25 protein-coding genes and 1 tRNA gene are annotated in these 26,481 nt (G+C 70.4%); 12 read left to right on the top strand and 14 right to left on the bottom strand.

All coding sequences use genetic code 11. The features are described 5' to 3' along the window. Nucleotides 1–237: 237 nt before the first annotated feature. From ACZ61E_RS26145 to ACZ61E_RS26130, 4 genes are all read left to right on the top strand, one after another. The gene (locus ACZ61E_RS26145) at nt 238–903 is read left to right on the top strand and encodes an HNH endonuclease family protein (RefSeq protein ID WP_469702304.1); all 666 of its coding nucleotides are present in this window, start codon (nt 238–240) and stop codon (nt 901–903) included. A gap of 98 nt (nt 904–1,001) precedes the next feature. Continuing rightward, a complete protein-coding gene (locus ACZ61E_RS26140) occupies nt 1,002–2,678 on the top strand; it encodes an alkaline phosphatase D family protein (RefSeq protein WP_469702303.1) in 1,677 nt (558 codons plus the stop codon). A gap of 320 nt (nt 2,679–2,998) precedes the next feature. Next, nucleotides 2,999–3,436, top strand: a complete 438-nt coding sequence (locus tag ACZ61E_RS26135) for a DoxX family protein (protein WP_469702302.1) — start codon at nt 2,999–3,001, stop codon at nt 3,434–3,436. A gap of 308 nt (nt 3,437–3,744) precedes the next feature. Then, nucleotides 3,745–4,467 carry a DedA family protein gene (locus ACZ61E_RS26130; RefSeq protein ID WP_469702301.1) on the top strand — a complete coding sequence of 241 codons (723 nt, stop codon included), beginning with the start codon at nt 3,745–3,747 and terminating at the stop codon, nt 4,465–4,467. 16 nt (nt 4,468–4,483) lie between these two features. Here ACZ61E_RS26130 and ACZ61E_RS26125 read toward each other — a convergent pair whose 3' ends face one another. Then, nucleotides 4,484–4,705, bottom strand: coding sequence for a DUF2277 domain-containing protein (locus ACZ61E_RS26125; RefSeq protein ID WP_469702300.1), 222 nt, complete (start codon nt 4,703–4,705; stop codon nt 4,484–4,486). A gap of 116 nt (nt 4,706–4,821) precedes the next feature. On the opposite strand from ACZ61E_RS26125, the gene ACZ61E_RS26120 reads away from it, so the two are divergent. After that, nucleotides 4,822–5,709: a hypothetical protein gene (locus ACZ61E_RS26120; RefSeq protein ID WP_469702299.1), complete on the top strand. Its 888-nt coding sequence runs from the start codon at nt 4,822–4,824 to the stop codon at nt 5,707–5,709. A gap of 4 nt (nt 5,710–5,713) precedes the next feature. Here ACZ61E_RS26120 and ACZ61E_RS26115 read toward each other — a convergent pair whose 3' ends face one another. Next, on the bottom strand, nt 5,714–7,141 hold the full coding sequence (locus ACZ61E_RS26115) for a hypothetical protein (RefSeq protein ID WP_469702298.1): 1,428 nt from the start codon (nt 7,139–7,141) through the stop codon (nt 5,714–5,716). Between the two features lie 231 nt (nt 7,142–7,372). After that, a tRNA-Val gene (locus tag ACZ61E_RS26110) sits at nt 7,373–7,444 on the bottom strand. 201 nt (nt 7,445–7,645) lie between these two features. Here ACZ61E_RS26110 and ACZ61E_RS26105 point away from each other — a divergent pair. From ACZ61E_RS26105 to ACZ61E_RS26085, 5 genes are all read left to right on the top strand, one after another. Continuing rightward, nucleotides 7,646–8,440 carry a DUF4097 family beta strand repeat-containing protein gene (locus tag ACZ61E_RS26105; protein ID WP_469702297.1) on the top strand — a complete coding sequence of 265 codons (795 nt, stop codon included), beginning with the start codon at nt 7,646–7,648 and terminating at the stop codon, nt 8,438–8,440. A gap of 73 nt (nt 8,441–8,513) precedes the next feature. After that, entirely contained in the window at nt 8,514–9,878 is a 1,365-nt protein-coding gene (locus ACZ61E_RS26100; protein WP_469702296.1) for a hypothetical protein, read from the top strand. A 163-nt stretch (nt 9,879–10,041) separates the two neighbouring features. After that, complete coding sequence (locus ACZ61E_RS26095; protein ID WP_469702295.1) at nt 10,042–10,605, top strand: DUF4383 domain-containing protein; 564 nt, start codon at nt 10,042–10,044, stop codon at nt 10,603–10,605. A 9-nt stretch (nt 10,606–10,614) separates the two neighbouring features. Next, the gene (locus ACZ61E_RS26090; RefSeq protein WP_469702294.1) at nt 10,615–10,833 is read left to right on the top strand and encodes an FmdB family zinc ribbon protein; all 219 of its coding nucleotides are present in this window, start codon (nt 10,615–10,617) and stop codon (nt 10,831–10,833) included. Nucleotides 10,834–10,956: 123 nt separating this feature from the next. Then, nucleotides 10,957–11,583 carry a DedA family protein gene (locus ACZ61E_RS26085; RefSeq protein WP_469702293.1) on the top strand — a complete coding sequence of 209 codons (627 nt, stop codon included), beginning with the start codon at nt 10,957–10,959 and terminating at the stop codon, nt 11,581–11,583. On the opposite strand, the gene ACZ61E_RS26080 is transcribed toward ACZ61E_RS26085, so the two are convergent. The 3 genes from ACZ61E_RS26080 to ACZ61E_RS26070 all read right to left on the bottom strand — a co-directional run bounded on the left by ACZ61E_RS26080 (nt 11,552) and on the right by ACZ61E_RS26070 (nt 16,169). Then, nucleotides 11,552–12,382, bottom strand: a complete 831-nt coding sequence (locus ACZ61E_RS26080; protein ID WP_469702292.1) for an HAD family hydrolase — start codon at nt 12,380–12,382, stop codon at nt 11,552–11,554. The genes ACZ61E_RS26085 and ACZ61E_RS26080 overlap by 32 nt on opposite strands. Further along, nucleotides 12,379–14,931 (bottom strand): phosphoribosyltransferase, encoded by a 2,553-nt coding sequence (locus ACZ61E_RS26075; protein ID WP_469702325.1) that lies wholly within the window; start codon nt 14,929–14,931, stop codon nt 12,379–12,381. Before ACZ61E_RS26075 ends, ACZ61E_RS26080 begins: the two co-directional genes overlap by 4 nt. A gap of 74 nt (nt 14,932–15,005) precedes the next feature. Next, the gene (locus ACZ61E_RS26070) at nt 15,006–16,169 is read right to left on the bottom strand and encodes an HpcH/HpaI aldolase/citrate lyase family protein (RefSeq protein WP_469702291.1); all 1,164 of its coding nucleotides are present in this window, start codon (nt 16,167–16,169) and stop codon (nt 15,006–15,008) included. Nucleotides 16,170–16,379: 210 nt separating this feature from the next. Between ACZ61E_RS26070 and ACZ61E_RS26065 the strand changes: the two genes are divergently transcribed. Then, nucleotides 16,380–17,312, top strand: a complete 933-nt coding sequence (locus ACZ61E_RS26065) for a TerD family protein (protein ID WP_469702290.1) — start codon at nt 16,380–16,382, stop codon at nt 17,310–17,312. Between the two features lie 67 nt (nt 17,313–17,379). Here ACZ61E_RS26065 and ACZ61E_RS26060 read toward each other — a convergent pair whose 3' ends face one another. The 6 genes from ACZ61E_RS26060 to ACZ61E_RS26035 form a co-directional block, all read right to left on the bottom strand. Next, on the bottom strand, nt 17,380–18,117 hold the full coding sequence (locus ACZ61E_RS26060) for a TerD family protein (protein WP_469702289.1): 738 nt from the start codon (nt 18,115–18,117) through the stop codon (nt 17,380–17,382). A gap of 164 nt (nt 18,118–18,281) precedes the next feature. Next, nucleotides 18,282–19,415 carry a DUF475 domain-containing protein gene (locus ACZ61E_RS26055; protein ID WP_469702288.1) on the bottom strand — a complete coding sequence of 378 codons (1,134 nt, stop codon included), beginning with the start codon at nt 19,413–19,415 and terminating at the stop codon, nt 18,282–18,284. Between the two features lie 50 nt (nt 19,416–19,465). Further along, entirely contained in the window at nt 19,466–20,041 is a 576-nt protein-coding gene (locus tag ACZ61E_RS26050) for a TerD family protein (protein WP_469702287.1), read from the bottom strand. A gap of 169 nt (nt 20,042–20,210) precedes the next feature. After that, nucleotides 20,211–20,786 carry a TerD family protein gene (locus ACZ61E_RS26045; RefSeq protein ID WP_147872904.1) on the bottom strand — a complete coding sequence of 192 codons (576 nt, stop codon included), beginning with the start codon at nt 20,784–20,786 and terminating at the stop codon, nt 20,211–20,213. Nucleotides 20,787–21,002: 216 nt separating this feature from the next. Continuing rightward, on the bottom strand, nt 21,003–21,518 hold the full coding sequence (locus ACZ61E_RS26040; protein ID WP_469702286.1) for a peroxiredoxin: 516 nt from the start codon (nt 21,516–21,518) through the stop codon (nt 21,003–21,005). A gap of 165 nt (nt 21,519–21,683) precedes the next feature. Next, a complete protein-coding gene (locus ACZ61E_RS26035) occupies nt 21,684–22,121 on the bottom strand; it encodes a DUF3052 domain-containing protein (RefSeq protein ID WP_242574357.1) in 438 nt (145 codons plus the stop codon). A gap of 582 nt (nt 22,122–22,703) precedes the next feature. On the opposite strand from ACZ61E_RS26035, the gene aceE reads away from it, so the two are divergent. Next, nucleotides 22,704–25,448, top strand: a complete 2,745-nt coding sequence (gene aceE, locus ACZ61E_RS26030) for a pyruvate dehydrogenase (acetyl-transferring), homodimeric type (protein ID WP_469702285.1) — start codon at nt 22,704–22,706, stop codon at nt 25,446–25,448. A gap of 308 nt (nt 25,449–25,756) precedes the next feature. Here aceE and ACZ61E_RS26025 read toward each other — a convergent pair whose 3' ends face one another. Next, nucleotides 25,757–25,951 (bottom strand): hypothetical protein, encoded by a 195-nt coding sequence (locus ACZ61E_RS26025; RefSeq protein ID WP_469702284.1) that lies wholly within the window; start codon nt 25,949–25,951, stop codon nt 25,757–25,759. A gap of 135 nt (nt 25,952–26,086) precedes the next feature. Further along, complete coding sequence (locus tag ACZ61E_RS26020) at nt 26,087–26,470, bottom strand: peptidase inhibitor family I36 protein (RefSeq protein WP_469702283.1); 384 nt, start codon at nt 26,468–26,470, stop codon at nt 26,087–26,089. Nucleotides 26,471–26,481 lie beyond the last annotated feature (11 nt).

Below are 26,481 nucleotides of genomic sequence, written 5' to 3'. Positions count from 1 at the left end.
TGATTCATCGCGGACATTTCTGCCTCTCCGTCAGACAACTCCCACTGACGGGGCATTGACACTGCCGCGACCTCAGGTCGGAAGCACCAAAGCCCTTGATGTGACGTGCCCATGTCGTCACCCTGTTACCTGGCGCCCACCTCGCGGCAATCCGGCGCCACCACCATGGCCTTCGGGCCCCGACCCCACGACACGGTTTCCGAACGGTCAGCATTCCCCCACGACAAGGGAGTTCGCATGTCAGGTATCTACGCGCGTCATGGTCGCCCCACCCGCCGAATAGCCGGCATGGCGGCCTCCGTCGCCTTCCTCTCGGCCACTGCCCTGCTCGTCGCCCCGTCCCCCGCCCAGGCGGCCCCGCCCACTCCCATCGCCGCCTCCACCGCGCGCACCTACCTCGGTCAGCTGACCGTGCGCGCCGAGGGCTCGACCAGCGGCTACAGCCGCGACCTGTTCCCGCACTGGGTCACCCAGTCCGGCGCCTGCGACACCCGCGAGACCGTGCTCAAGCGGGACGGCCGGAACGTGGTGACGAACTCCAGCTGTGCGGCCACGAGCGGCAGTTGGTACTCCGAGTACGACGGCGCCACCTGGAGCGCCGCCAGTGACGTGGACATCGACCACATGGTCCCGCTCGCCGAGGCCTGGACCTCCGGCGCCAGTGGCTGGTCGACCGCCCAGCGCCAGACCTTCGCCAACGACCTCAGCCAGCCGCAGCTGATCGCGGTCACGGACAACGTCAACCAGTCCAAGAGCGACCGCGACCCGGCGGAGTGGATGCCGCCGCGCGCCGCGTACCACTGCATGTACGCCCGTATGTGGGTGGACGTGAAGCACCACTACAACCTGAGCGTCGACTCGGCGGAGAAGGCCAAGCTCCAGAGCGTCCTGAACGGCTGCTGAGCGGGCTCTCCCGAGCCGGTCGCGCTCGACATCACAGACCGGAAACTGGTCGGCCCCCTCCGTCGTTCCGTACCGTACGGGGCGACGGAGGAGGCACCATGACCGGGCTGCGCCTGGGACCACTGCTGCGCCATGTCGACGGGGAATCCGCCGGCACGGCCACGATCTGGGTCGAGACGGACGGGCCGTGCACGGCCGAGGTCCGCTGCGAGGGCGGCGCGTACGGCTCGTCGCGCACGTTCCTGATCGCCGGCCACCACTACGCCCTGATCCCGGTGACGGGGCTGGCCCCGGGCACCGCGGCCGCGTACGAGGTCCTGCTGGACGAGCGGCGGGTCTGGCCGCCGGAGGACTCGGCGCTCCCGCCGAGCGTGATCCGTACACCGTCGGCGCCCTCCCCGGAGACCACCGCGCCCGCGCTCCGCGTCTCCTTCGGCTCCTGCCGCTGGGCCTCCGCGCCGGTCGGCGAGCCCGACCCGGTCGGACCCGACGCCCTCCACACCCTGGCCGCGACCCTCGCGGCCGACCCGGGGGCCGTACGCCCCGACGTCCTGATCCTGCTCGGCGATCAGGTGTACGCCGACGAGACGTCGAAGGCCACCCGCCGCTGGCTGGCCGAGCGCCGCGACCTGTCCGAACCGCCGGGCGCGGAGGTCGCGGACTACGAGGAGTACACCCGTCTCTACGACGAGTCGTGGAGCGACCCCAAGGTCCGCTGGCTGCTCTCGACCGTCCCGAGCTGCATGATCTTCGACGACCACGACGTGATAGACGACTGGAACACCAGCGCGTCCTGGCTCGCCGAGATGCGTACGAAGCCGTGGTGGCGTGAGCGCATCCTGAGCGGGCTGATGTCGTACTGGGTGTATCAGCACCTGGGCAATCTCTCCCCCGCCGAGCTGGCGACGGACAAGCTGTACGCCGCCGTACGGGGAGAGGCGGACGGCACCGACCGGCTGCGCGAGTTCGCCGCCGAGGCCGACGCCGATCCGGGCTGTGTGCGCTGGAGCTATCGGCGCGACTTCGGCCGGACGCGGCTGCTGATGGTCGACTCGCGGGCGGCCCGCGTCCTGGAGGAGGGGCACCGCGAGATGCTGGACGCGGAGGAGGCCCGGTGGGTGCGCGAGCAGGCGCTGACCGATCCCGGCGACCGCGACCACCTCCTCATCGGCACCTCCCTGCCCTGGCTGCTGCCGCCGCTGGTGCACGACGCGGAGAGCTGGAACGCCGCGCTGGCGCGTGGTGAGCGGGGCAAGCGGTGGGCGCGTTTCGGCGAGGCCCTGCGCCGCGCGGCGGATCTGGAGCACTGGGCGGCGTTCCCCACGTCGTTCGAGAAGCTGGCGGCACTGATCGCGGAGGCGGGCACGGGGCCCGACGCGCCGGCGACGGTCTGTGTGCTGTCGGGCGACGTGCACCACGCGTATGCCGCCGAACCGGTCTGGCGCACGGGGCAGCCCCGGTCGCGGGTCGTCCAGCTCACCTGCTCCCCCGTGCACAACTCCATCCCGCTCTCGATCCGCCTCGGTTTCCGGTTCGGCTGGAGCAGGGTGGGGCGGAGGCTGGGACGCGCGTTCGCCCGGCACGGGCGGGTGGCCGAGCCGTCCGTCGGATGGCGGAAGACCGGTGGCCCCTGGTTCGGTAACCAGCTGATGACACTGACATTGCGCGGACGCTCGGCGCGGCTGAGCCTGGTCCAGGCGCGGACGCGGGACGGCGAGCCGGAGGCGGGCGTGCGACTCGTGACCGTGGACGAACGGGAACTGGCCTCCGGCTGACACCCAGGGGGCCCGCCCCCACTCGAAGCCGTCAACTCGCCCCGGTTGACGGCTTTCTGACGCCCTAAGCCCGTTGCGCCCGGTTCCTCCGTACCGGTCATTGGTCGACCCATGCCCCAACGAATGGGATCTCCGTCGCAGTCGCGACAAGCCGTTCGGAAGCCCCAGGTCGGAGGGCACGGACCGGATTCGCTCCGGAGAACGGGTCCGGGGCCGAGAAGGGCCCGTCCGCCAGATGTTGAACTTGCAAGCATTCTCTGGGGCTGCCTAACGTGGGGGCTCTCGTCGGTTACGTCCCGAACCGAAGGAGCCCACCCCCCATGTACACACGCCTCAACCATGCGCAGCCGTACGCCCTCGGACTCTTCCGCATGGTGATCGGACTGCTCTTCGCCTGCCACGGCGCCGCGACACTCTTCGGCGTCCTCGGCAAGGAAGCCCTCCAGGCCGGCACCTGGCCCGGCTGGTACGCGGCGGTCATCCAGCTCGCGGGAGGCAGCCTGGTCCTCCTCGGCCTGGGAACCAGGGTCGCCGCGTTCGTGGCCTCGGGTTCCATGGCCTACGCGTACTTCAACGTCCACCAGCCCGACGGGCTGTTCCCCATGGAGAACGGCGGCGAAACCGCGGCGATCTTCTGCTGGGCCTTCCTGCTGATCGTCTTCAACGGCCCCGGCGCACTGTCGCTGGACCGGCTCATCGGCGCGCGCGGCACACGCGAGCCGGAGCGCCGGGACCGGCCCACGGCGGTGACCGTCTGACCGACACGCGGCCGGCCGGTCCGGCCGGCCGAGCGGCACACGGCGCCCGGATCCCGTTCCGACGGGGTCCGGGCGCCCGCGCGTGGGCGGGACCCGGCGAACGCTCACATTCGGCCATTCCCGGATCTCGGCCATTGCGGAAACAGGAGGTGGACAACACCCGCCCCGTGGGAAGGTGGTCCACCACACAGGCGTACGCTGTATGGCTGACAGCCGCCCCCGCGTTCGCCTCGCGCGAGGGGGCCGGCGGTCACGGGGGTACGAGGCCGGTTGATTTCGGCTTCGTTACGGAAACGGGGAATGTAACAGTGCTGGAGAGTCTGGGCGCGCTGACCGGCAGCCCATGGATCTACGCCGTGGTGGCGCTCTCCGTGCTTCTGGACGTGTTCCTGCCGGTGCTGCCGAGCGGCGTACTGGTGATCACGACGGCCACGGCTGCGGCAGCGGGGACCTCGGCGGTCGCCGACGCGGCCGGGAAGGTGTCTCATGTGGCGCATGTGCCGCAGGAGGTGCCTTCGCTGCTCGTCCTGATGGTGTGCGCGGCCGTCGCCTCCGTGATCGGCGACTTCGTCGCGTACCGCCTCGCCTGGCGCGGCGGCGACCGGCTGGCCCGCGCGATCGCGCGCTCGCGCCGGCTGACCAACGCGCAGGAGCGCCTCGGCTCGTCCCTCACCCGTGGCGGGATCCTCGTCGTGATCGCGCGCTTCGCACCGGCCGGACGCTCGGTCGTCTCACTCAGCGCGGGCGCCGCGCACCGCAAGGTGAAGGAGTTCCTGCCCTGGTCGGCGCTGGCGGCCGTGGCGTGGACCGGCTACAGCGTGGGCCTCGGCTACTTCGGCGGCCAGTGGCTGGGCGCGAGCTGGTTCGGCGCGGCGGTGTCCGTACTGGCGCTGTTCGCGGCGGGCGCGGTCGCCGCGTACATCGTCCGCCGGCCGTCGCGCAGGCGCGAAACGGCACACGAGAACGCGGCGGCACCCGCGCCGACGTCCGCCCAGGCATCAAAGGGGACTGCGCCGTCCCCGGTGGTCTGAGCCCGGCGGTCCCCCCTCAGGTGCGGGCCGCGCCCCGCACCTCGATGCCGTCGAGCAGCCGCATCGTGGACGCGGTGATCTCGTCGACGGCCCGGTCGAACACCTCCCGGTTGTGGGCGGCGGGCGCACGGAAGCCGGAGACCTTGCGCACGTACTGGAGGGCGGCGGCCCTCATCTCCTCCTCGGTGGCCTCTTCGGGGATGACGGGCGGACGGAGAGTCTTGATACTGCGGCACATACCTCCAGTGTGACCGATCACCGCCGCGATCTGCCGGGACCCGGCAACCGCCACCCGCACGACATGGCCGGTCCCGGACCTGACGGGAGGGGCCCCGGACCGGCCATGCTGCCCGCATGGTCCATCTCAAGCACACCGCGACCGTCGAGCCGGTGCCACGACGGTGGTTCGAGCAGGCGGTCGTCACGCTCCACGACCTGGTGGCGGAGACCCGTACCGACGGCGGACGGCTGTTCCTCGCGGACGGCCGCGAGGTGCCGGACATCCGGCTGGTACGGGGCGGCCATCTGCGCGCGGGCGCGGTGTACGCCGTGGAGGGCGACGCTCAGGTGCGGGTCGAGGAGTGGGACCGGCGTTCGGCGGTGCGCGTCGCCCAGCACATCACCGACGGCTCGGTGACGGTGGAGGTCGAAGGGGTGCTCAAGGACGTCGAGCGCCCCCGCGAGGCCGGACTGCGCGGCTCGCTGAGCTGGAACGGACTGAACGGACCCAACGAACCGAACGGGCCGAACGGGCCGAACGGGCCGAACGGGCCGAACAGGCCCGGCAGATGGGCCTCACTGAAGCGCGCCACCGCCGCATCGCACATCCGGCTGGACGACTGGTGGGACGCGGCCTCCGGGCCGTGGCCGCCCCGGACCACCGGCGAGGAACGCCCCGCGCACCGCCCTCTCCCGCCGCTCGAAGGACGGCTCGACCACCGTCTGGGCCGGGTGACCGTACGCGCGACACCCGGCCAACTGCCGGACGGCCGCTGGGCGATCCACGTCTCACTGACCGCCCGGGGCCGCTCCCTGCTGCGCCCGTTGACGGCCGTGGCGCTGTTCTTCGCCGCCCGCGCCCTGCGCCGTCACTTCATCCGCACCCTGGACACGATGGCCGCCCGCTGGAACGACGTGGTCCCCGGCCTCGTCGCGCGGGACATGCCCCAGCTGCGCGAGAGGATCCTCGCGACGGCGCTGGAGACACCCGAGGGCGGTGCGGACCGGCCGGAGAGCCTCTGAACGCCTACGGACGCACCGCGACGGACCAGCCGGGGTTGTACGTGCCGGGGACGGGGCGCTCCGGCCAGCCCCGCGCCCAGTGCGGCGGATCCGCGCGGCGCAGCACCACCGCCGTCGCGGGCACCGGATCGTCCATGCCGGCCGACGCGCAGCCCGCCGTGTACGCGACGGGGATCGCCGAACTGTTCCCCTTGATCAGACACGGCGCCCGCACCCCCTCCTCACGGAGCACGGCGCTGATCCGCGGCCAGTCGGCCCGCGCCCGTTCCTGGACACCCACATGGGTCCGTACCTGCGTGATCTGTACGGCGGCGTGCCCCAGCAGCACGGAGGCGAGCACGACCGCGAGCGGGCGCGAGCCACGCGCCCGGTCGGCGACGGCGAGCAGACCGACGGCGGCGGGCAGCACCAGCAGCGCGTAACCCGGCAGGAGGAAACGGGGCGCCGCGTAGGGGACGAGCAAGAGGTACGGCGCCGAGACGGAGACCGCGACGGCCACCGCGAGCCACAACGGCGCTCCCGCGCCGCCGGCCCGTCGCACGGTCCGGAGCCCGAGCGCGACCAGCAGTAGAAGCAGCGGCCACCATTCGACGACCCCGGAGGCGACGGTGTCACCCGTGCAGGGGCGGCAGAGCAACGGGCCGTCCAGGGCGGTGAGATGGGCCTTCACCGAGAGGACCGGCCCCGTACCGCCCTGGATGTCGCTCGCCTCGGCGAGCCGCCGCGCCACACCGCCGAACCGCAGCCACGCCTCCACGACCCACGGCAGTGCGCCCGCCCCGAAGCCCGCCACCACGGCCACCGGCCTTCCCCGGCCGCGCCACGCGGGCACCACGAGGGCGGCGACGAGCAGCGGAAAGGCCACGGCCGCACCGTCGTTGGGCCGTATCAGCGTGACGACGGCCAGCCCGGCGACGATCCCCGCGTACGCGCCGCGCCCCGGGTCCCGGCGCAGAAAGCAGCCGGTGGCGGCGGCGGCGCCCATGGCCGTGTAGTGGTTGGGCATGGCGGAGTTGGCGTAGAAGAGGGCGACCCACAGGCTCCCGTACAGCCCCGCCGCCACCGCTACACCCTCCGGACGCCGCAGCACCCCCAGCCACGGCCGCCACCCCAGCCAGAGAGCCCCACCCGCCAGCGCCCCCATCCAGAGCCGCAGCAGCACCACGGAATCGCTCCACGAGGCGACGGGCACGAGCAGCGACGGCACCCCGCGCGTACGGGGCGCGCTGAACGGCACGGCGGGCCCGTGCGGACCGAACCTGCTGGCATAGACGATCTCGTCCCACCCGAGCGGCAACCCGACGGGCACGAGCACCCCCGCGACGACCACGAACCCCAGGCACACCCCACCGAGCCCCCACGCCCCCACCCCGACCGCACTGCCCCGCACCACCGCGCCGCCCCCGACGGACGGCACGACATCTGTCCGCACGCGTGCCACTCCCCCACCTCACCCCGAGGATCACTCCACCCGACGCGACACATCATGCCAACTCGGCGCATTCCCCCACCTTCCTGCCACCCGGCAGACGGGGGAAGCGGGGGGAGCAGGTGGGCGCACGGCGCGCGGATGAGGGCTCCTGACGGGCCGGCCACGGAAAACGGCCCCCCGTCCTTGACTGGACGAGAGGCCGACACAGGTCTCACCTGTGGTGACTACCGGTGGGCGCGGACGGTTTCGAACCGCCGACATTTGCTTTGTAAGAGCAACGCTCTACCCCTGAGCTACGCACCCGTGGATGAGGCATCAGCGTACATGGCGTACGCCCCGCGCTCACAAACGCCCTTCGCCGCCGGGCGCCCTGTCCGGGGCGGGCGGGGTGGGGGCCGGGGGATAGCCCCACCACGGAGACGGTGGCCGACCGGATCGTTCGGGGGCGGCCGGATTCGTACGCTGAGGGCACATCAGCAGGACCAGCCAGGGGGACCGATCACCGTGGACACACACCGCACACAGCACACCCGCCGCAGCCGTCGCGCGCGCACCCTTGTCGCCGCCGGAGGCGCCGTGCTCGCCGTGGTCGCCGTCGGTGGGTGCGGGAGCACCGACGCCGACGAGGCGCCGGTCGAGAAGCGGTCGTTCGCCTTCAGCGGCAGGACGCTGACCATCGCCTCGGCGAACTCCTCGATCGATCTGGTGCCGGCCGACGTGAAGGACATCGAGGTGACGCGTCAGGTCGACGGGTGGGTCGTGCTCGGCTCGGGCCCCGACCCCGTCTGGAAGATGGCGGACGGCACCCTCACGCTCAAGGTGAGCTGCACGGCCCTGGTGAACGACTGCGAGTCGCGGCACCGCGTGAAAGTCCCGCGCGGGGTGGCCGTGAAGGTGGACAACGACAACGGCAGGGTGCGCGCCGAGGGCTTCGACACCGCCCTGAACCTCCGCTCCGACAACGGTTCCGTCGACGTGCGCGACTCCAGCGGCACGCTCGATCTGTTCAGCGACAACGGCAGGGTGACGACCGAGGGCGTCTCGTCGAAGTCGGTGCACGCGCGGTCCGACAACGGGGCGGTGCGGCTGAGGCTCACCTCCGTACCCGACACGGTGGACACCTTCAGTGACAACGGGTCCGTCACGATCGACCTGCCGGAGTCCGGCACCCGCTACGCGGTGACCGCCAGGAGCGCCAACGGGAGCGTCGATGTGGACGTGCCCACGGACGACGGCAGCGCCCATGTGGTGAAGGCCCGCAGCGACAACGGCAAAGTCACAGTCCGAAGCGCGAACTAACCGACCCGTGTGTTCGTCCTTTCCTGGTGGGAGAATGAATCAGGGCAGGGCGTAATCGGCACGGGAGAGGGATGTGACGGCGACACACGCGCAGCCGCACGCACGAGCGAGGGCGGGTGGCGTCCGTGACGTCGTCATCCTGATGCTGCTGCCGGTGCCGTTGATCGCCGCGACCCTGCCGGGAGCCTTCGCCGGCGGGGGCACCCGACGGTGGTTCGGGGGGCGCGGGGAGAACCAGCGGGCCGGCGCGCAGGCCGCCAAGGACGCCGCCGCCGCCGCTTTCTACGAGCTGGACACCGCCCAGCGGGACCTGCGCATCTCGATAGAGACGATCACGGCCGTGGACGGCTCGCCGGGCGCGCGGCGGGTCGTCGACGAGTTCGCCGCGCTGGGCCGGCGGATCGACGAGGCCAGCAGCGGCTACATCAACGCCGTCGACGCGCACGACCTCGACCGGGACGATCTGGAGCCTTCGGTCGCCTCCACGGCCCGTACGGAGCTGACCAGGGCCAAGGACGAGCTCGTCCGGGTCAAGGGTGAGCTCGACCGCTTCGAGCGCGGGCTCGGTCCGCTGCTGGACAAGGCGGAGACGCAGCTCGCACGGCTGGCGCCGGCCGTGGAGCGGGCGCGGCAGACCCTGCTGGCGGCGAGCAACGCCCTCGACGCGGTGCGCGGCACCGGGCTGCGGGCCGACGACCTCGCCGCGCGGCTCGCGACGCTCGGCCCGGAGCTGACCAAGCTCAACCAGGGCGCGGGGCAGCACGGCGTGGCGGAGACCATTCAGCGTGCCGACCGGGTGCTGCGGGACGCCGAGGCGGTACGGGCCGAGGCCGAGCGGCTCCCGGAGCGCGCGGCGGAGATCGACCGGCGGCTGGTGTCGCTGCGGACGCGCGCACAGGCCCTGACCACGCGCGCCGGCACCGTGGAGCCCGTCCTGAGCGAGCTGCGGCGCCGCTTCAGCGCCGCCTGCTGGCAGGATCTCCAGCCCGTGGCGGGTCAGGCGGCGACCTCCGTGCACCAGGCGGAGGAGAAGCTGAAGGAGGCCGCCAAGGCGCGCGAGGAGCAGCGCTGGCCGGACGCGACGGCCCTGCTCAGCACGGTCCGCGCGCTGCTGAACTCCACCGACGAGGCCGTCTCGGCCGCCGGTGACCGGCTTCAGCGGCTCAACGCCGTCTCGAAGGACCCGCAGCAGGAGATCGACCGGACGCGGTTCGCGGTCCGGGACGCCCAGCGGCTGGCCATGGCCGGGCGCAATACGCCGGAGCCCCGGCACGCGCGCCCCCTGGACGACGCCGTGGCACGGCTGGACCGGGCCGTGGCGGGGCTGGAGGGCCGGCACCCCGACTGGTGGCACTTCCTCACGGAGACCGAGGCGGTGCGCAACACGGTGGCCCGGGTGGTCGGCGAGATCCGTGACGAGCGGGGCGCCGGGGCCTGACCGGCCCCAGCCCCTCCCCTCGCGTCCGATTTGTCCCCTGATCGTGCCGGACGGATCCTTGAGGTACGCACCGAGCGCACAGGTGCGCACCGGCTGAAGGGATCCGCTCGTGTCCGGTTCCGAAACCCGTTCCCACCCCGCGCGACGACGCCGCGGAGGGGTCATGATCGACGAGCACCTGCCCGTCGACCACCGTCTGAGCCGGGTGTACCGCGTCGGAGCGGGACTGATCGGTCTCGTGCTGCTCGTGTTCGGCATCCTCGGACTGACCGACCAGATCGGTGTCTTCGGCACCGGCAGCCACACCACCGCCGGTCTGAACACCAACGGCGCGCTCAGCGTCCTGTCCATCTGTGTCGGCGTGCTGCTCTTCGTGGGCATGCTGATCGGCAAGAACTTCGCGTCGACGCTGAACATGATCCTCGGCGTGCTGTTCATCCTCAGCGGCTTCGTCAATCTCGCGCTGCTCGACAGCTCGTTCAACCCCCTCGCCTTCCGGATCCAGAACGTGCTGTTCAGCTTCGTGGTGGGCCTGTTGCTGATGTTCTTCGGCATGTACGGCAGGGTCAGCGGCGGGCTGCCGCACGACAATCCGTACTGGCGGGCCCGTCACCCCACCGAGGTCGAGGACGAGCGGCGCGGCCGTGCCGCGGCCGGTCAGCGCGCGGCCCACGCCCGCCGTGCTGTCAGCTCGCACCGGCAGGGGGCGCACCGGTCGGCCGGATAACCTGACCCCATGCCTCGCTACGAGTACCGCTGCCGCCCCTGCGACACGACCTTCGAACTCAGCCGTCCCATGGCGGAGTCGTCGGCCTCGGCGACCTGCCCGGCCGGCCACCGGGACACCGTGAAGCTGCTGTCCACCGTCGCGGTGGGCGGCTCGGCGAAGGGCTCCCCCGCCCCCTCGGCCGCCGGCGGCGGAGGGGGCTGCTGCGGCGGGGGCTGCTGCTCCTAGCAGCTCGACGCCAGGGGTGCGCGGCGCGGGCGGCGGGCATATGACCGCTCACTGCGGGAACGCTCAGTTGTCCGTACGGTTCACCTCAATGTGCTCGCCGAGCAGGCGTCTGGCGTGGGAGTCATGATCGGAAGCAGCCTGGAGCAGTGGGTCAACACCTTGATGGACACGCTCGGTGCGCCGGGCGCGGGCCTGGCCATTGCCCTGGAGAATCTGTTCCCACCCCTGCCCAGCGAGGTGATCCTGCCGCTCGCCGGCTTCGCGGCCGGCAGCGGCAGGATGCATCTGGTCGCGGCCCTGCTGTGGACCACCGCGGGCTCGGTCGTGGGCGCCCTCGCCCTGTACGGGCTGGGCGCCTGGCTCGGCCGGGAGCGGATGATCGCTCTCGCCGCAAAGGTGCCGCTGGTCAAGGCGAGTGACATAGAGAAGACCGAGGACTGGTTCCAGCGGCACGGCAGGAAGGCCGTCTTCTTCGGCCGGATGGTGCCCGTCTTCCGCAGTCTGATCTCCGTGCCCGCGGGCGTCGAGAGAATGCCGCTGCCCGTCTTCCTGTCTCTGACCACGCTCGGCAGCGCGATATGGAACGCCGCGTTCATCATGGCCGGATACGCGCTGGGCGAGAACTGGAAGGAGGTCAGCGGCTATGTCTCGACGTATTCGAAGCTGGTACTGGGCGTCGCGCTGCTCGCCCTCGTGGCCTGGGTGGTCAGGCGGGTGATCAGGTCCCGGAAGGAGCAGCGGCAGCACTGATCCGCCGCAGGATCTCCTCCCCCGCGAGCACGCCGGTCTCGCTCAGCGCCTCCACGTGCGGGGCGCTCCACCCGGTGTCGGCCAGTTCCCCGTGGCCGGGGCGCCAGCCGCGGTCCGCGGCGAGGAGCAGGTCGGCGTCGAGGAGCGAGTCACCGGCGGCCAGGGTCACTTCGGTCCCGGTGCGCCGGGCCACCTCGCGCACGGCGGCGCTCTTGGTCAGCGGACGGGGTACGGCGTAGATCTTCCGGCCCTGGAGGGAGACGGTCCAGCCGCGGCCGTCGGCCCACTCGGAGAGCTCCTTCACCCAGCCCTCGGGCAGCCGTGCGCGGTCGACCACGAGATACGCGAAGAGGTCCTCGGCGACGCGCTCCTTGAGCAGCCAGGCGGGGTCGGCCGCGGAGCGGAGGTGTTCCCTGACTTCCTTCAGAGGGGCACAGCTCGCGGCGAGGCGCTCGCGTACCCCGGCGTGCCAGGTGGGGTCGGACTCGCCGTCCACGAGCAGATGGCCGCCGTTGGCGCAGATCGCGAACCGCGCGGCGGAGCCGGGCAGATGGATACGGGAGTACTGCTCGCGGGTGCGTGTCGTGGTGGGTACGAAGACCGTGTCGCGGGCGAGAACGTCGAGGAGCCGGGCGGCGGTCTCCGTCATGTAGGAGAGGGGACGGCGCTCGTAGAGCTCGATACAGAGCAGTCGGGGGGCGTCCGTGTCGGGTCCGGCGAGCTGGAGCGCGGCGGCCGAATAAACGAGTGTGCGGTCGAGGTCGCTGGCGACCAGGGCGGCGGGGGTGGTCGCGTTCACGAGGTGGCCACCGCCGTACCGTCCGCGCCCGTGGCGCCCCTGGTGTAGCGGGGGTGGATCAGCCCGACGCAGGTGTAAGGAAGTCCGTCGACCTCTTCCACGGGTACGCCGCGCTGCCGGGCGAGCAGTCGCACATGGTCGAGGTCGGCTCCCGCGCCGCGTCTGGCGAGGATCTTCCAGGGGACGCGGCGCAGCAGGACGCGGGTGGCCTCGCCGACGCCGGGCTTGACGAGGTTCACGTCGTGGATGCCGTACTCCTCGCTGATCCGCTCGACGGCGGCCCAGCCCTCCCAGGTGGGTGCGCGGTCGGTGGCGAGGAGTTCCTTGACCTCGGTGTCCACCGCGTCCGTGACGTCGTCGAACCGGGCGGCGACGGTGTCCAGGAAGTAGCCGGACACATCGGCGTCGGCGAGTTCGCGGTAGTGCTTGGCGCCGTGGAAGTCGTCGGGTCCGACGAGGTCGGCGCGCAGGACGGTGCGGGAGATGAGCCCGGAGACCGTGGAGTTGAGGCAGGCGGAGGGGATGAGGAAGTCCTCACGGGTGCCGTAGGTCCGTACGCAGCCGCCGGGGTCGGCGAGTACCGCGATCTGGGGGTGGAAGTCGTCGAACTCGCCCAGTGCGTCGGCGAGTTCGCGGGTGATGGCGCCCTTGCCGGTCCAGCCGTCGACGAAGACGACGTCGGCGGGGTTGTGGTGGGCGGCGAGCCAGCGCACGGCGTTGGTGTCGATGCCGCGTCCGCGCACGATCGAGATGGCGTAGTGCGGCAGATCGAGGCCGTGCCGGTGCTGGGCCCAGCGGCGCATCAGCACACCCACGGGTGTGCCGGCCCGGGCCAGCGAGACGAGGACGGGCAGTGCCCGCGTGGCTTCCGCCGAGGTCGGGTCGTCGTAGCGCCGCGGGTGCTCGGCCAGGACCGTCTCGGTGACGGTGCCGACGGCACGGGCGATGCGGGCGGCGGAGGTGTCGAGAGCGGACCGGAAGAGTTCCTGGTACTGGGCGCTGGGCTGGTACTCGACGGGCAGTGACTCCGCGTAATGGGCGCCGCCGCTCTGGATCGCCTCCTCACGCTCCTCCGTCGGGGCTTCCAGCGTGACGTCGGACAGGTCCTGGAGGAGCCAGCCGACATCGTCGGCGGCGTACGAGGAGAAGGCGGGGCCGCGGAGGGGGGCGGGCAGCATGGAGGGTTCCTGCCGGTCGGTGACGCGCGAGGGAGCGGGGAGGTACGAGGGAACGACGGCGAGTACGACCCGGGGGACATGAGCGGCGAGCTGTGGGAGCAGACCGCCGGGGGCACGCAGCTCCGGCGAGTCCCCCAGGGAGTCGACGACGGTGACGACGGCGTCGAAGCCGCCGCCGGCGACGTTGTAGGCGTACCGGTCGCCGGTGCCGTCCCTGGAGCCGTCGCCGGTGCCGTCGCCGGCCGGGAAGGCCGCGGTGTCATGGGCCGGGAAGACGAGACGGCTGCGTATCGCATAGCCCGGGTCGTCCACGGCGAGGACGGGCGAGCGGGTCGTGGTCGAGTAGCGGACCTCGACGCCGGTGACGGACCGCTCCAGCTCCAGGGCGAGCCGCAGGGGCGCGTACATCAGCTCCTCGAAGCCGAGGACGAGGACACGCCGGGCGTCTCCGAGCTCCTCGGCGAGCCTGGCGGCCATGCCGGGCGCGGCGGCCTCCAGGCGCGCCCGGTGGGCGGGCGTGAAGCCGTGGCGCCCGCCGTCGGGCAGCCCCGCGGGCCAGCCGAGCGGCACACGGACGATCTCGCCGTCCGCCGTACCCCGGGGAGGGGAGGCGGGTGTGCCGGGGTCCGTGGCGGCGTGTGTGCCCGGCCTGGCGCCCGGCGGCGCACCGGCGTCCTGCTCGGCGACCAGTGCCTGGCCACGGGCCAGGACGCCTTCCGGGAGGGTGACGGTGCCCGAGGCCATCGCCACCAGGTCGACGCGGGCGCCGATGTCCTGGGCGAATTCCGCGAGCCGGTCCCGGTCGGCGGGCGTGCGCATGTCGACCAGGGCCACGATCACGTACCACCGGCGCGGATAGCGGGCGTGCAGGGCGCGGATGGTGTTGAGGACCGTGTTCCCCGTCGAGAACTCGTCGTCCACGAGGACCAGCGGCCCGTCGCCCGCCAGCAGCGCCGGGTCCTCGGGCAGCAGCAGGTGCGAGGTGGCGTGCGAGTGGGACTCCTCGAAGCCACCCGCCGTGGCCACACCGGGCACGGGCCGCCGGGTGGAGTGCAGATACGGGGCGAGCGCCACGCCGTCGGCCACCGAGTGGCCGAGCCCGGTGGCGGTCTCCGCGTAGCCGAGGATCACGGTCCGCCCGACGGCGTCACCGAGCAGGTCACGGACCCGCTCGCCGAGGGCGACGCCGGCGCCGTGGACGACGGAGGGCCGCTGCGGGACGTGTTTGCCGAGGACGTTCGAGACCAGGAGGTGGGCACGCTTGGGGTTGCGGCGCAGGGCCAGACCCAGCAGCTCGCGCAGCTCGTCCCCGCCGACGAGCTCTATGCCCAGCCGTTCGGCGACCCATGACCCCGACCACACCACGTCGATGTTCTCCTCTGCCTGCTCGGTTCCGTGCTTGGTTCCGTACTCGGTTTCGTACTCGGTTTCGTTCCCGGTACGGCTCACTCCACCAGCCCGGCGGCCAGCAGTTCCACGAAGCCGATGTCCTCCTTGGCGACACCGAAGACCTCGGCGCGCTGCATGGTGCGTTCCGCCCAGGCGCGGTGGGGCTTCACCTCGTTCATCTTGTTCGTGTACGAGGAGCGCAGCACGCCTCCCCCGCCCCGTTCCGGCCGCAGGATGTCCCTGGCGTCGCTGAACTCCTCGTGACTGACGACCGACAGCGCGTGCACGGGCATGACGTGCGAGGGGTGGATACAGGTCTTGCCCATCAGGCCGTTGGTCTGGTCGAGCTGGATCTCGCGGAGCAGTCCGTCGAGGTCGTGCTCGATGAGCGCGGTGCGCAGCTCCTCGGCCCGCCCTTCGAGGAAGGGGCTGCGGCGCAGCTGCGGTTTGAACATCCGCTCGTGGAGCCGGAAGTACTCCCACACGGGGCCGGTGATGGTGAAGCCGGTGCCGTCGGCGCGGCCGAGGACGTTCACGACGTCCGCGATGACGGCCGAGACGATGCGTACATCGTACGCGGTCATATCGGGTGAGCGGCGGAGCCCGTACGCGGAGCAGAAGTCGGTGACGCCGAGTCGCAGCGCGAGTACCCGCTCCCGGTACTTGTCCACGGTGCGGGCGATGCCGGTGAGGGTGTCGGCACGGGTCTCCAGGTGGAGCAATTCGGGCGATTCGAGCACGGGCATGGCGAAGAGGCGCTGCCCGCTCTCATGTTCGGCTGAAATCAGCGCTTCGAGGAAGGGGACTCCGCGCTCCTCGGTGAATTTGGGGAGTACGAATCCGGACAGCATGTGAGCGGTGGGGCCGAGCCTGTGGACGAGGTCGGGTATCTGGCCCGGTTCACGGACGCGGACGAACAGCAGGGGCACCTCCGCGCCTCGCCGGTCCAGCTCCGCGAACTGCCTGATGAGGTTCTCCTCGGCCCACGGGACCTCGGAGTCGTCTATGGAGTCCTCAAGGCACAGCACCATCGAGACGACGCCGCGGCCGGCCAGCTTGACCACGTCGTCCGCCAGCCGGGACCTGGTGGCGGGGCTGTAGAGGGTGGCCCCGAGGGCCGCCGAGAGCATGCGGGCGGGAGAGGCGGCGGTGAACTCGCCGGGCTCCTGGTGGAACAACCCCTGCCGGGCAGTGGGCGGAATGTGCCCGAAGTGACGCATTTACATCCCCCGTACTGCCACGGTGGTCGCGTTGACATGTGGCCGGTAATAGTACGTATGGACGGGAGTCAAGAGTTCCACGCGTGCATGAATTTCAGGTAACTCGTCCACTTCTCGCCCCTGCCTCACCCCCGTCACGCCGCCTTCCCTCTCCTCTCCACCATGCCCCCACGTTGTCCGCGCGGCCTGCGGGAAGGCAGGATGACCGGCATGACGCACGCGATGGTGAAGGGCTCGAACGTCCCCCTCGACGCCATGGCCGTAAGGGCCGTGCTGCGCTGGACGCCGGGGCCGGGGGTTCCCGATGTCGACGCGTCGGCGCTGCTGCTGGGGCCGGAGGGGCGCGTGCGCTCCGACGAGGACTTCGTCTTCTACAACCAGCCGCGTCATCCCTCCGGCGTGGTCAGGCGACTGCCGAAGAAGCAGGTGCCGGAGGGGCTCACCGACACCATCGAGGCGGATCTCGCCGCCCTGGACCCGAGCGTGGACCAGGTGGTGCTCGCGGCGTCGTCGGACGGGGCGAGTTTCCATCACGTGCACGACCTGCGGATCCTGCTGTACGACGCGGGCCAGGCCGACGGTGACCCGCTGGCGGTCTTCGACGTACGCCCCGAGACCGGCGAGGAGACCGCGGTCATCTGCGGTGAGCTCTACCGGCGTGGGAGCGGCTGGAAGTTCCGGGCCGTGGGCCAGGGGTATCCGACCGGGCTGATCGGGCTGGCGACGGCCTTCGGCATCCTGGTCGACGAGACGGAAGGGGCGGACGGGGCGCCGGACACGGAGGGCGTGACCGCCCAGCTTCCCGGCGGTCCGGCGCCGGTGCCGGGCGGGCCCCAGGCGCCGCCCTCACCCCCCGCGCGGCAGCCGTCGTTCCCGCCCCAGCCGGAGGGACAGTCCGGTTACGGCTTTCCGCAGCCCGCGGTCCCGCCGGCCTATGGATATCCGCAGTCGGCGTCGCCACAGCCCGCTTACGGTTACCCGCACGCGCCCGCTCCGGGGCCGGGCCCTCAGCCACCGGCGGTGCCGCCGGCTCCGCAGGGTGCCCCGGCCTACGGCTACCCGCAGCCGGCCGCAGCGGCCGCTCCCGCGCCGGACCCGAACTTCCGGCTGCCGCCGATGGGACCGCAGTTCGTAAGGCCGTAGTGGTCAGGGGCTCGCGGCGAGCCGGGCGGCCCGCCGCGAGGGCCGATCCGCCGCACTCCCCGACCGCTCAGGTCTTCGTCTTGTAGCCCCGTCCCCACTGGAGTCCCCAGCCGTACAGCCGGTCCAGTTCGGCCTGGAAGCCGTAGACGAACTTCACCTCGCGCCGCACCACCAGCTCGCCCTTGACCGTCTCCATGGAGAACACCGCGCAGGACCGGGCCTGCGGAGCGCGCTCGTCGAGTTCGATCTCGACGCGCGGGCCGTTGCTCGGGTAGAGCGTGACGTTGGCGTCCGTCCGGTCGAAGGCGGGAGTGCGGTCGTAGATGTAGACGAAGACGAGCAGCCGTTTGATCTCGTCCCGGTTGTCGAGGTTGATGAATATCGTCTCGCCGGACGGGGCGCCGAAGCGGTCGTCACCGCTGAGTTTGATGTACGGCGCCTCGTTCAGGCTGCCGAAGAAGCCGCCGAGCGGCTGCACCACACCCTTGGTGCCGTCGGCCAGTTCGTACATGCAGCCGATGTCGAGGTCCACATTGACCACACCCAGGGTGTGGGCCTGCACGACATCGGGCTTGAAGAATTTGAAGGGGTGCCGCAGCAGTCCGCCGCCCTGCCTCGACCGGCCCTCGATGTCCGAAGTGCGCATCCGCCACGACAGGTTGACCCGTAGGTTCCCGGTGGCGGCGCCCTGCTTGGTGAGTGAGACCGTCGGATTGCGCTTGGTCAGCTCGATCGAGTTCGTCGACGCGCTGCCCGAATCGAATTGCGCGGCCTTGCCTCGCCACAGATTGTCCCAGAAGGCCATCCCCGACCCACCCCCACCATTTCCCACTCGTCGGACGCCCTACAGGGCGCCCCACGGACGCCGTACAGAACGTGAACAGCGGGGCGACCGGAAGGCTTCCGCCTCAGGTCGCCCCGCTCAGAGCGTTCCCGCTATCACCGCCTGGTCACACCCCGGAGGGGGACTCAGACATGGACTGTTGTCTTGTCCTCCGAATCCTCGCCACCTTCAGCCGCAACTCGCTTGTTGCGGACCACTGATGACCAGAAGGACGCACCGATCAGGAAGACACCGACAAGGCCGGTGATGATCTCGCTGATCTCGTGCTCGATGGTGATGAGCAGGATCGCGGCGAGCGCGCCGATCGCGTAGTGCGCGCCGTGCTCCAGGTAGACGTAGTCGTCGAGGGTGCCCTGGCGGACGAGGTAGACGGTGAGCGACCTGACGTACATCGCGCCGATACCGAGGCCGAGCGCCATCCAGAAGATGTGGTTCGTGATGGCGAAGGCGCCGATGACCCCGTCGAACGAGAAGGAGGCGTCGAGGACTTCGAGGTAGAGGAAGAGGAAGAACGCGGCCTTGCCCGCGAGGCCGACGGCCGAGACCTGCTTGCCCTCTGCCTTGGCCTTCTCCTCCTCCTCGTGTTCGCGCTCCTCCTCCTCTTCGAGCTTGTTCTCGAAGAAGCTGGAGAGCCCGTTGACCGCGAGGTAGGTGATCAGACCGGCGACACCGGACAGCAGTACGGTGGCGGACTTGTCCGCGTACCCGGTGCTGGTGTGCGCGTTGGTGGCGAACGTCATGGCCGTGACGAGCAGGACGATCAGCGCGACGCAGACCGACAGCATGTCGACCTTGCCGAGCTTGGACAGCGGACGCTCCAGCCAGCCGAGCCACTTGTGCTCACGCTCGTCGAAGATGAAGTCCAGGAAGATCATCAACAGGAACATGCCACCGAACGCGGCGATCGCCGGGTGCGCGTCCGTAACCAGTGCCTCGTACTGCTCGGGCTTGTCCAGCGCCAGCTGGACGGCCTCGATGGGGCCGACCTTGGCGCTGATCGCCACGATGGCGACGGGGAACACCAGCCGCATACCGAACACGGCGATCAGAATGCCGATGGTGAGGAAGATCTTCTGCCAGAAGGCATTCATCTTCTTCAAGACCCCGGCATTGACAACGGCGTTGTCGAACGACAGGGAGATCTCAAGGATCGACAGGATCAGTACGATCCCGAACGCCTCCCACCCCCACTGCCAGGCCGCGAAGGCAAGGCCGGCCGCCGTGATGGCGAACGACCAGCCGAAGGTTTTCAGGATCACTGGCTACCCCATCTGGTTTCTCACGGGTTCTCCCCCGCGCGAGTACTGCTTTACGAAACGTTGACCCCGAAGTCTAGAGCGATGCCGCGCAGGCCCGACGCGTACCCCTGTCCCACTGCCCGGAACTTCCACTCGCCCCCGTAGCGGTACAGCTCGCCGAAGATCATCGCGGTCTCCGTCGACGCGTCCTCGGTGAGGTCGTACCGCGCCAATTCCTGACCGTCCGCCTGGTTGACGACGCGGATGAACGCGTTGCTCACCTGACCGAAGGTCTGGCCGCGGGCGTCGGCGTCATGGATCGACACCGGGAAGATGATCTTGTCGACGTTGGCGGGGACACTGGGGAGGTTGACCAGCAGGGACTCGTCGTCGCCGTCGCCCTCACCGGTCAGGTTGTCACCGGTGTGCTCGACGGAGCCGTCGGGACTGGTGAGGTTGTTGTAGAAGACGAACCACTCGTCGCCGAGTACCCGCCCTGACTGGCAGAGCAGAGCGCTGGCGTCGAGGTCGAACGGCGCTCCCGTGGTGGAGCGCGCGTCCCAGCCGAGACCGATCAACACCTGGGTGAGGTTCGGTGCGGCCTTGGAGAGGGAGACATTGCCCCCCTTGGCGAGTGTGACGCCCATGATGGTGAAGTCCTCCCCGAGGTGACGTGATACCGGGTGCGGCGCGCCTGACGCCGTGCCCGTGGTGCGTGTGCGTGGTACGCGAACGTGGTGCCGGCGGGACCCCGCACGGTGAGGCGCGTCCGGCGCCGCACTGGGATGTGCGGCGCCGGACGGTCGGACCAACGGCTCAGACGTTGACGCCGAAGTCCTGCGCGATGCCACGCAGGCCAGAGGCATACCCTTGTCCGATGGCGCGGAACTTCCACTCGGCGCCATTTCGGTAAAGCTCCCCGAAGACCATGGCGGTCTCGGTCGACGCGTCCTCGGTGAGGTCGTACCGCGCCAGTTCGTTGTTGTCCGCCTGGTTGACGACGCGGATGAACGCGTTGCGCACCTGGCCGAAGGACTGCTGGCGGGTCTCGGCCTCGTAGATCGAGACCGGGAACACGATCTTGTCGACGTCGGCGGGGACCGCGGCGAGGTTGACCTTGATCGCCTCGTCGTCGCCCTCGCCCTCACCGGTGGTGTTGTCACCGGTGTGCTCGACGGAGCCGTCGGGGCTCTTGAGGTTGTTGAAGAAGACGAAGTTCCCGTCGCCCGTGACCTTGCCCTCGGCGTTCGTCAGCAGGGCGCTGGCGTCGAGGTCGAAGTCGTTTCCGGTGGTCGTGCGGACGTCCCAGCCCAGACCCACGGTGACCGCGGTCAGGTTGGGCGCGGCCTTGGTCAGCGAGACGTTGCCGCCCTTGCTGAGGCTGACTCCCACGAGTCCTCCCTTGATGAGTTTCACAGGGGCGGGCGTCCGGGCCCCGGCCGCCTGGGCAGCCGTCGCCGCGCCGCACGCGCCCCCTGGTGCAATTGGCATCGGATCAACGAGTGGATCCTAGTGACCGGTTCCCGCCCCTTGTGCGGTTTACGTGGTACAACCCTGTTCCCACAAGGCTTTTCATTGGACTTCGTGACCGCGAGTGGCGAGTTGTCGTCACAGAGCAGCGAGTGCCTTGACGTACTGGTCGAGATCCCGTGCGTCCGGCAGCCCGTTGACGACCGACCAGCGCACCACACCCCGCCTGTCGATGACGAAGGTGCCGCGCAGCGCGCAGCCCTTCTCCTCGTCGAAGATCCCGTACGCCCGTGAGGTCTCTCCGTGCGGCCAGAAGTCCGACAGCAGCGGGAACTCCAGGTCTTCCTGCTCGGCGAAGATCCGCAGGCTGTGGATCGAGTCGGTAGAGACGGCGAGCAGCTGGGTGTCGTCGTTGACGAAGGCGGGCAGTTCGTCGCGCAGTGCGTGCAGCTCGCCGGTGCAGACGCCGGTGAAGGCGAACGGGTAGAAGACCAGCACCACGTTCCGGCCGCGTCCGTCCCCGCCCGGAGCGCCCTCGCGCAGCTCGGAGAGGCGTACGGTCCGCCCGTGGTTGTCCTTGAGGGTGAAGTCGGGCGCCTGGCTGCCGACGGGAATCCCCTTCGGTGCCGGAGCCTCCTGTGCTGTCCCTGTCATCGTCACGCCTCTCGTCCCCCCGTTCGGTGAATCGCCCGCCCCGCCACCCTACGCAAGGGCCCCCGGCGGCGGATGCCGACGGGGGCCGTCAGTGCGTGGGAGGCGTACGAGGCAGGTCTGCCGGGCCGCCGTTCCGGCTCTCGCGCTCGGATGCGGCGGCCGTTCTCAGCGCTTCGACTTCGCCGCCTTGGGCGTGACCAGCCGGCTGCCCGTCCAGTCCTTGCCGGCGTTGATGCTCTTGGTCTGCGCCAGGCCTGCGGTCTGGGCGGCCTCGTTGATGTCGCTGGGCTCGACGTAGTTGGCACGGCCCGTCTTGGGCGTCAGCAGCCAGACCGCCCCGCCTTCGTCGATCAGACCGATGGCGTCCACCAGCGCGTCCGTCAGGTCGCCGTCGTCGTCGCGGAACCAGAGCACGACGGCGTCGGCCACGTCCTCGTAGTCCTCGTCGACGAGCTCCTGGCCGATGACGGCCTCGATGGACTCACGGAGCTCCTGCTCGACGTCGTCGTCGTAGCCGATCTCCTGGACCACCTGTCCGGGTTCGAACCCAAGCCTCGCGGCAACGTTGGTCCGTTCCTCCGCGTGGTCCGCGGTCGCGCTCACGGATTGCCTCCTGATCATGTTTTGGAAAAAGCTTCAGCCACGCGCGTACGCGGGGCGCTGGCCGTAGTCCACACGGGCCGGGCGGATCGCGCAAGTACCCGACGGCCGAGACCGCCGAAACGGGTACGTTCCGGGCTGCTTCATCGCATCTCCTGACACGCCGATAACACTGGGCGTGATGCCTGTCCGGAGTTTCCTCCCTCTTTGTCATCCTACGCGGCTTCGATACGTCAATCGGGTGCGAACAGCCGAACGGAACGCATAGTCGCCTTGGGCGTAAGATTGCGATTTGGCCCTACCCCGACCACGGCGGACGACTTCGCGGAGGTCGTGATGCTCCGGAATTCGCCGCAGTGTGAGGGTTACCCCTCGGTAGAGGTGACGTTTCCGTCGTCGCGGTACACGATGGATACGCCGTACGGCCCGCTCCCCGTGCCTGTTCCCTGGCGGCAGAAGAGGCAAGCTCCACCGACAGCAGATGTACTCGCAGGACCCACAGGCGTGCCCAGCGTGATGAGGTGACCGGTCGGACGGCCGGCGCGGACGCGGGGCGCGACACGACCCGAACAGCGAAGGAAAAGTGTGGCTTCCGGATCCGATCGCAACCCGATCATCATTGGCGGCCTTCCCAGCCAGGTCCCGGACTTTGATCCCGAGGAGACCCAGGAGTGGCTCGACTCGCTCGACGCCGCCGTCGACGAACGGGGGCGTGAGCGCGCCCGCTACCTGATGCTCCGCCTGATCGAGCGCGCCCGCGAGAAGCGCGTGGCCGTGCCCGAGATGCGCAGCACCGACTACGTCAACACCATCGCCACCAAGGACGAGCCGTTCTTCCCGGGCAACGAGGAGATCGAGCGGAAGGTCCTCAACGCGACCCGCTGGAACGCGGCGGTGATGGTCTCCCGCGCGCAGCGCCCCGGGATCGGCGTCGGCGGTCATATCGCCACCTTCGCGTCCTCCGCCTCCCTGTACGACGTGGGCTTCAACCACTTCTTCCGGGGCAAGGACGGCGGTGACGGCGGCGACCAGATCTTCTTCCAGGGGCACGCGTCCCCGGGTATCTACGCCCGCGCCTTCCTGCTCGACCGGCTGAGTGAGGCGCAGCTCGACGCCTTCCGCCAGGAGAGGTCGAAGGCGCCGGACGGGCTGTCCAGCTATCCGCACCCGCGGCTGATGCCGGACTTCTGGGAGTTCCCGACGGTGTCGATGGGGCTCGGTCCGCTGGGCGCGATCTACCAGGCGCGGATGAACCGCTACATGGAGGCGCGGGGCATCGCGGACACGTCGCGGTCGCATGTGTGGGCGTATCTGGGCGACGGCGAGATGGACGAGCCGGAGTCGCTGGGTCAGCTGTCGATCGCGGCCCGTGAGGGTCTGGACAATCTGACGTTCGTCGTCAACTGCAACCTTCAGCGGCTCGACGGCCCGGTGCGCGGCAACGGCAAGATCATCCAGGAGCTGGAGTCGCAGTTCCGGGGTGCGGGCTGGAACGTGATCAAGCTGGTCTGGGACCGCTCGTGGGACCCGCTGCTGGCGCAGGACCGGGACGGTGTGCTGGTCAACCGGCTGAACACGACGCCGGACGGTCAGTTCCAGACGTACGCGACGGAGACCGGCGCGTACATCCGTGAGCACTTCTTCGGTGACGACCAGCGGCTGCGCGCGATGGTCGAGGGCATGTCGGACGAGCAGATCCTGCATCTGGGCCGTGGCGGTCACGACCACAAGAAGGTGTACGCGGCGTACGCGGCGGCGAAGGCGCACAAGGGCCAGCCGACGGTGATCCTCGCGCAGACGGTGAAGGGCTGGACCCTGGGTCCGAACTTCGAGGGCCGTAACGCGACGCATCAGATGAAGAAGCTGACCGTGGCGGACCTGAAGGGCTTCCGGGACCGGCTGCATCTGCCGATCAGCGACCGGGAGCTGGAGGACGGGCAGCCGCCGTACTACCACCCGGGCAGGGACTCGGAGGAGATCCAGTACATGCACGACCGCCGCAAGGGTCTGGACGGCTATGTGCCGACCCGTGTGGTGCGGTCGAAGCCGCTGGCGCTGCCGGGCGACAAGGCGTACGCGGCGGCGAAGAAGGGGTCGGGTCAGCAGTCGATCGCCACGACGATGGCGTTCGTGCGGGTGCTGAAGGACCTCATGCGGGACAAGGAGATCGGTAAGCGTTTCGTGCTGATCGCACCGGACGAGTACCGCACGTTCGGCATGGACGCGTTCTTCCCGAGCGCGAAGATCTACAACCCGCTCGGCCAGCAGTACGAGTCGGTCGACCGTGAGCTGCTGCTGGCGTACAAGGAGTCGCCGACCGGGCAGATGCTGCACGACGGCATCTCGGAGGCGGGCTGTACGGCGTCGCTGATCGCGGCGGGTTCGGCGTACGCGACGCACGGCGAGCCGCTGATCCCGGTGTACGTCTTCTACTCGATGTTCGGTTTCCAGCGGACCGGCGATCAGTTCTGGCAGATGGCCGACCAGTTGGCGCGCGGGTTCGTTCTGGGTGCGACCGCGGGTCGTACGACTCTGACCGGTGAGGGCCTTCAGCACGCGGACGGGCACTCGCAGTTGCTGGCCTCGACGAATCCGGGGTGTGTCAGTTACGACCCGGCGTTCGGCTACGAGATCGCGCACATCATGGAGGACGGGCTGCGCCGGATGTACGGGCAGCCGCATCCGGGCGAGGACCCGGACGTCTTCTACTACCTGACGGTCTACAACGAGCCGATCCAGCACCCGGCCGAGCCGGCCGACGTGGACGTCGAGGGCATCCTCAAGGGCGTCTACCGCTTCAAGCGGGGCGAGGGCGGCTCGATCCCGGCGCAGATCATGGCGTCCGGTGTGGCCGTGCCGTGGGCGGTCGAGGCGCAGCGGATCCTCGCCGAGCAGTGGGACGTGCGCGCGGACGTCTGGTCGGCGACGTCGTGGAACGAGCTGCGGCGCGAGGCCGTGGACGTGGAGCGGTACAACCTGCTCCACCCGGAGGAGGAGCAGCGCGTTCCGTACGTGACGCGGAAACTGTCGGGTGCCGAGGGGCCGTTCGTCGCGGTGTCCGACTGGATGCGCGCCGTGCCGGACCAGATCTCGCGCTGGGTGCCGGGGACGTACCAGTCGCTGGGTGCGGACGGTTTCGGTTTCGCGGACACGCGCGGCGCGGCCCGCCGGTTCTTCCACATCGACGCGGAGTCGATCGCTCTCTCGGTGCTCACGGAGCTGGCCAGGGAGGGCAAGGTGGACCGCTCGGTGCTGAAGCAGGCCGTGGACCGCTATCAGTTGCTGGACGTGACGGCGGCGGACCCGGGCCCCGCGGGCGGCGACGCGTAGGGCGAACGATCACCGGTGGCCGGTTCCCGTGAGTACGGGGCCGGCCACCGCTCGTTGGGGGGCGGCTCAGGCGTACCGGGGCGTCCCGGTCGCGGCCCGCCATGCGGTGCGGGCGTGGGGCTCGCGGGCGAGGGTGGGCCGGCTGCCGGGTGCCGCCCTGCCCGGTCGAGCGGGGGAGAGCGACGGTACGACAGCCGGCCGCACACCGGTCCGGTCGCGCTGTCCGGTTCCTCCGGTCCCGCTGACCTCGCTGGTCCGGCCGGACAGGCTGGAGTCGTGGGCCCCGTCCCGGGCACTCAAGTGGCGGATCAGGCAATCCACATGAGCGCCAGTACGGTGTCGACGATTCCGAGCGTGAAGGCGATCACCGCGGGAACATACGCGGTGCTCCACCGCCTGCCCATGCCGAGCCAGCCGAGCACGACGGCCAGCGGGCCGAGCACGATCGACGCCACGAAGAGACCCACGACGGCGAAGACCAGACCTACCATCCCGACGGTCACGCGATCCGTCCCGTTCCGCGACCCCGTCCGGCCGCGTGAGCGGGGGTGCTTGCGTGTCCGGGTGTTTCCGAAGCCCGTCATCATCACTCCCTGTCTCGGTGGATGTGGGCTGTCTGAAACACCGGGTACCCCCGCTCAGCGCTCCCAGACCTTGAAGGCCCGTACACGATGGGGCGACTGGGGGATCCAGGTGCCGTCGCCGGGGTACGTCTCGAACTCGCCGGTCTCCTCGCACTCACCGGACTGGTAGGTGGTGACGGGCCGTCCCAGCCGGTTGACCAGGGACTGGGCGTCGGTGCCCGGCGGCAGGGGGACACAGTTCTGGATCTCGGTGCGGAACAGCTCATGGGTCTGGCGGGCGCCGCGGAAGTCCGGCTCTCCCCACAGGCAGAGTTCGCCCGGTCCACAGGCACCGCGCGGTGCGGCGGCGCCGGCGGCCGGGGCCGCGGTGGGCAGCAGAAGAGTGGCGGCGGCCAGGGTGGCCGCGGTGAGCACGCTGGCAGGCGTGGTCGTACGCATGATGGTGAACC

It is taken from the genome of Streptomyces sp. NPDC104581 (assembly GCF_055583685.1).
The sequence above is the reverse complement of the archived record's forward strand: the minus strand, read 5'-3'. Positions and strand labels throughout refer to the sequence as shown.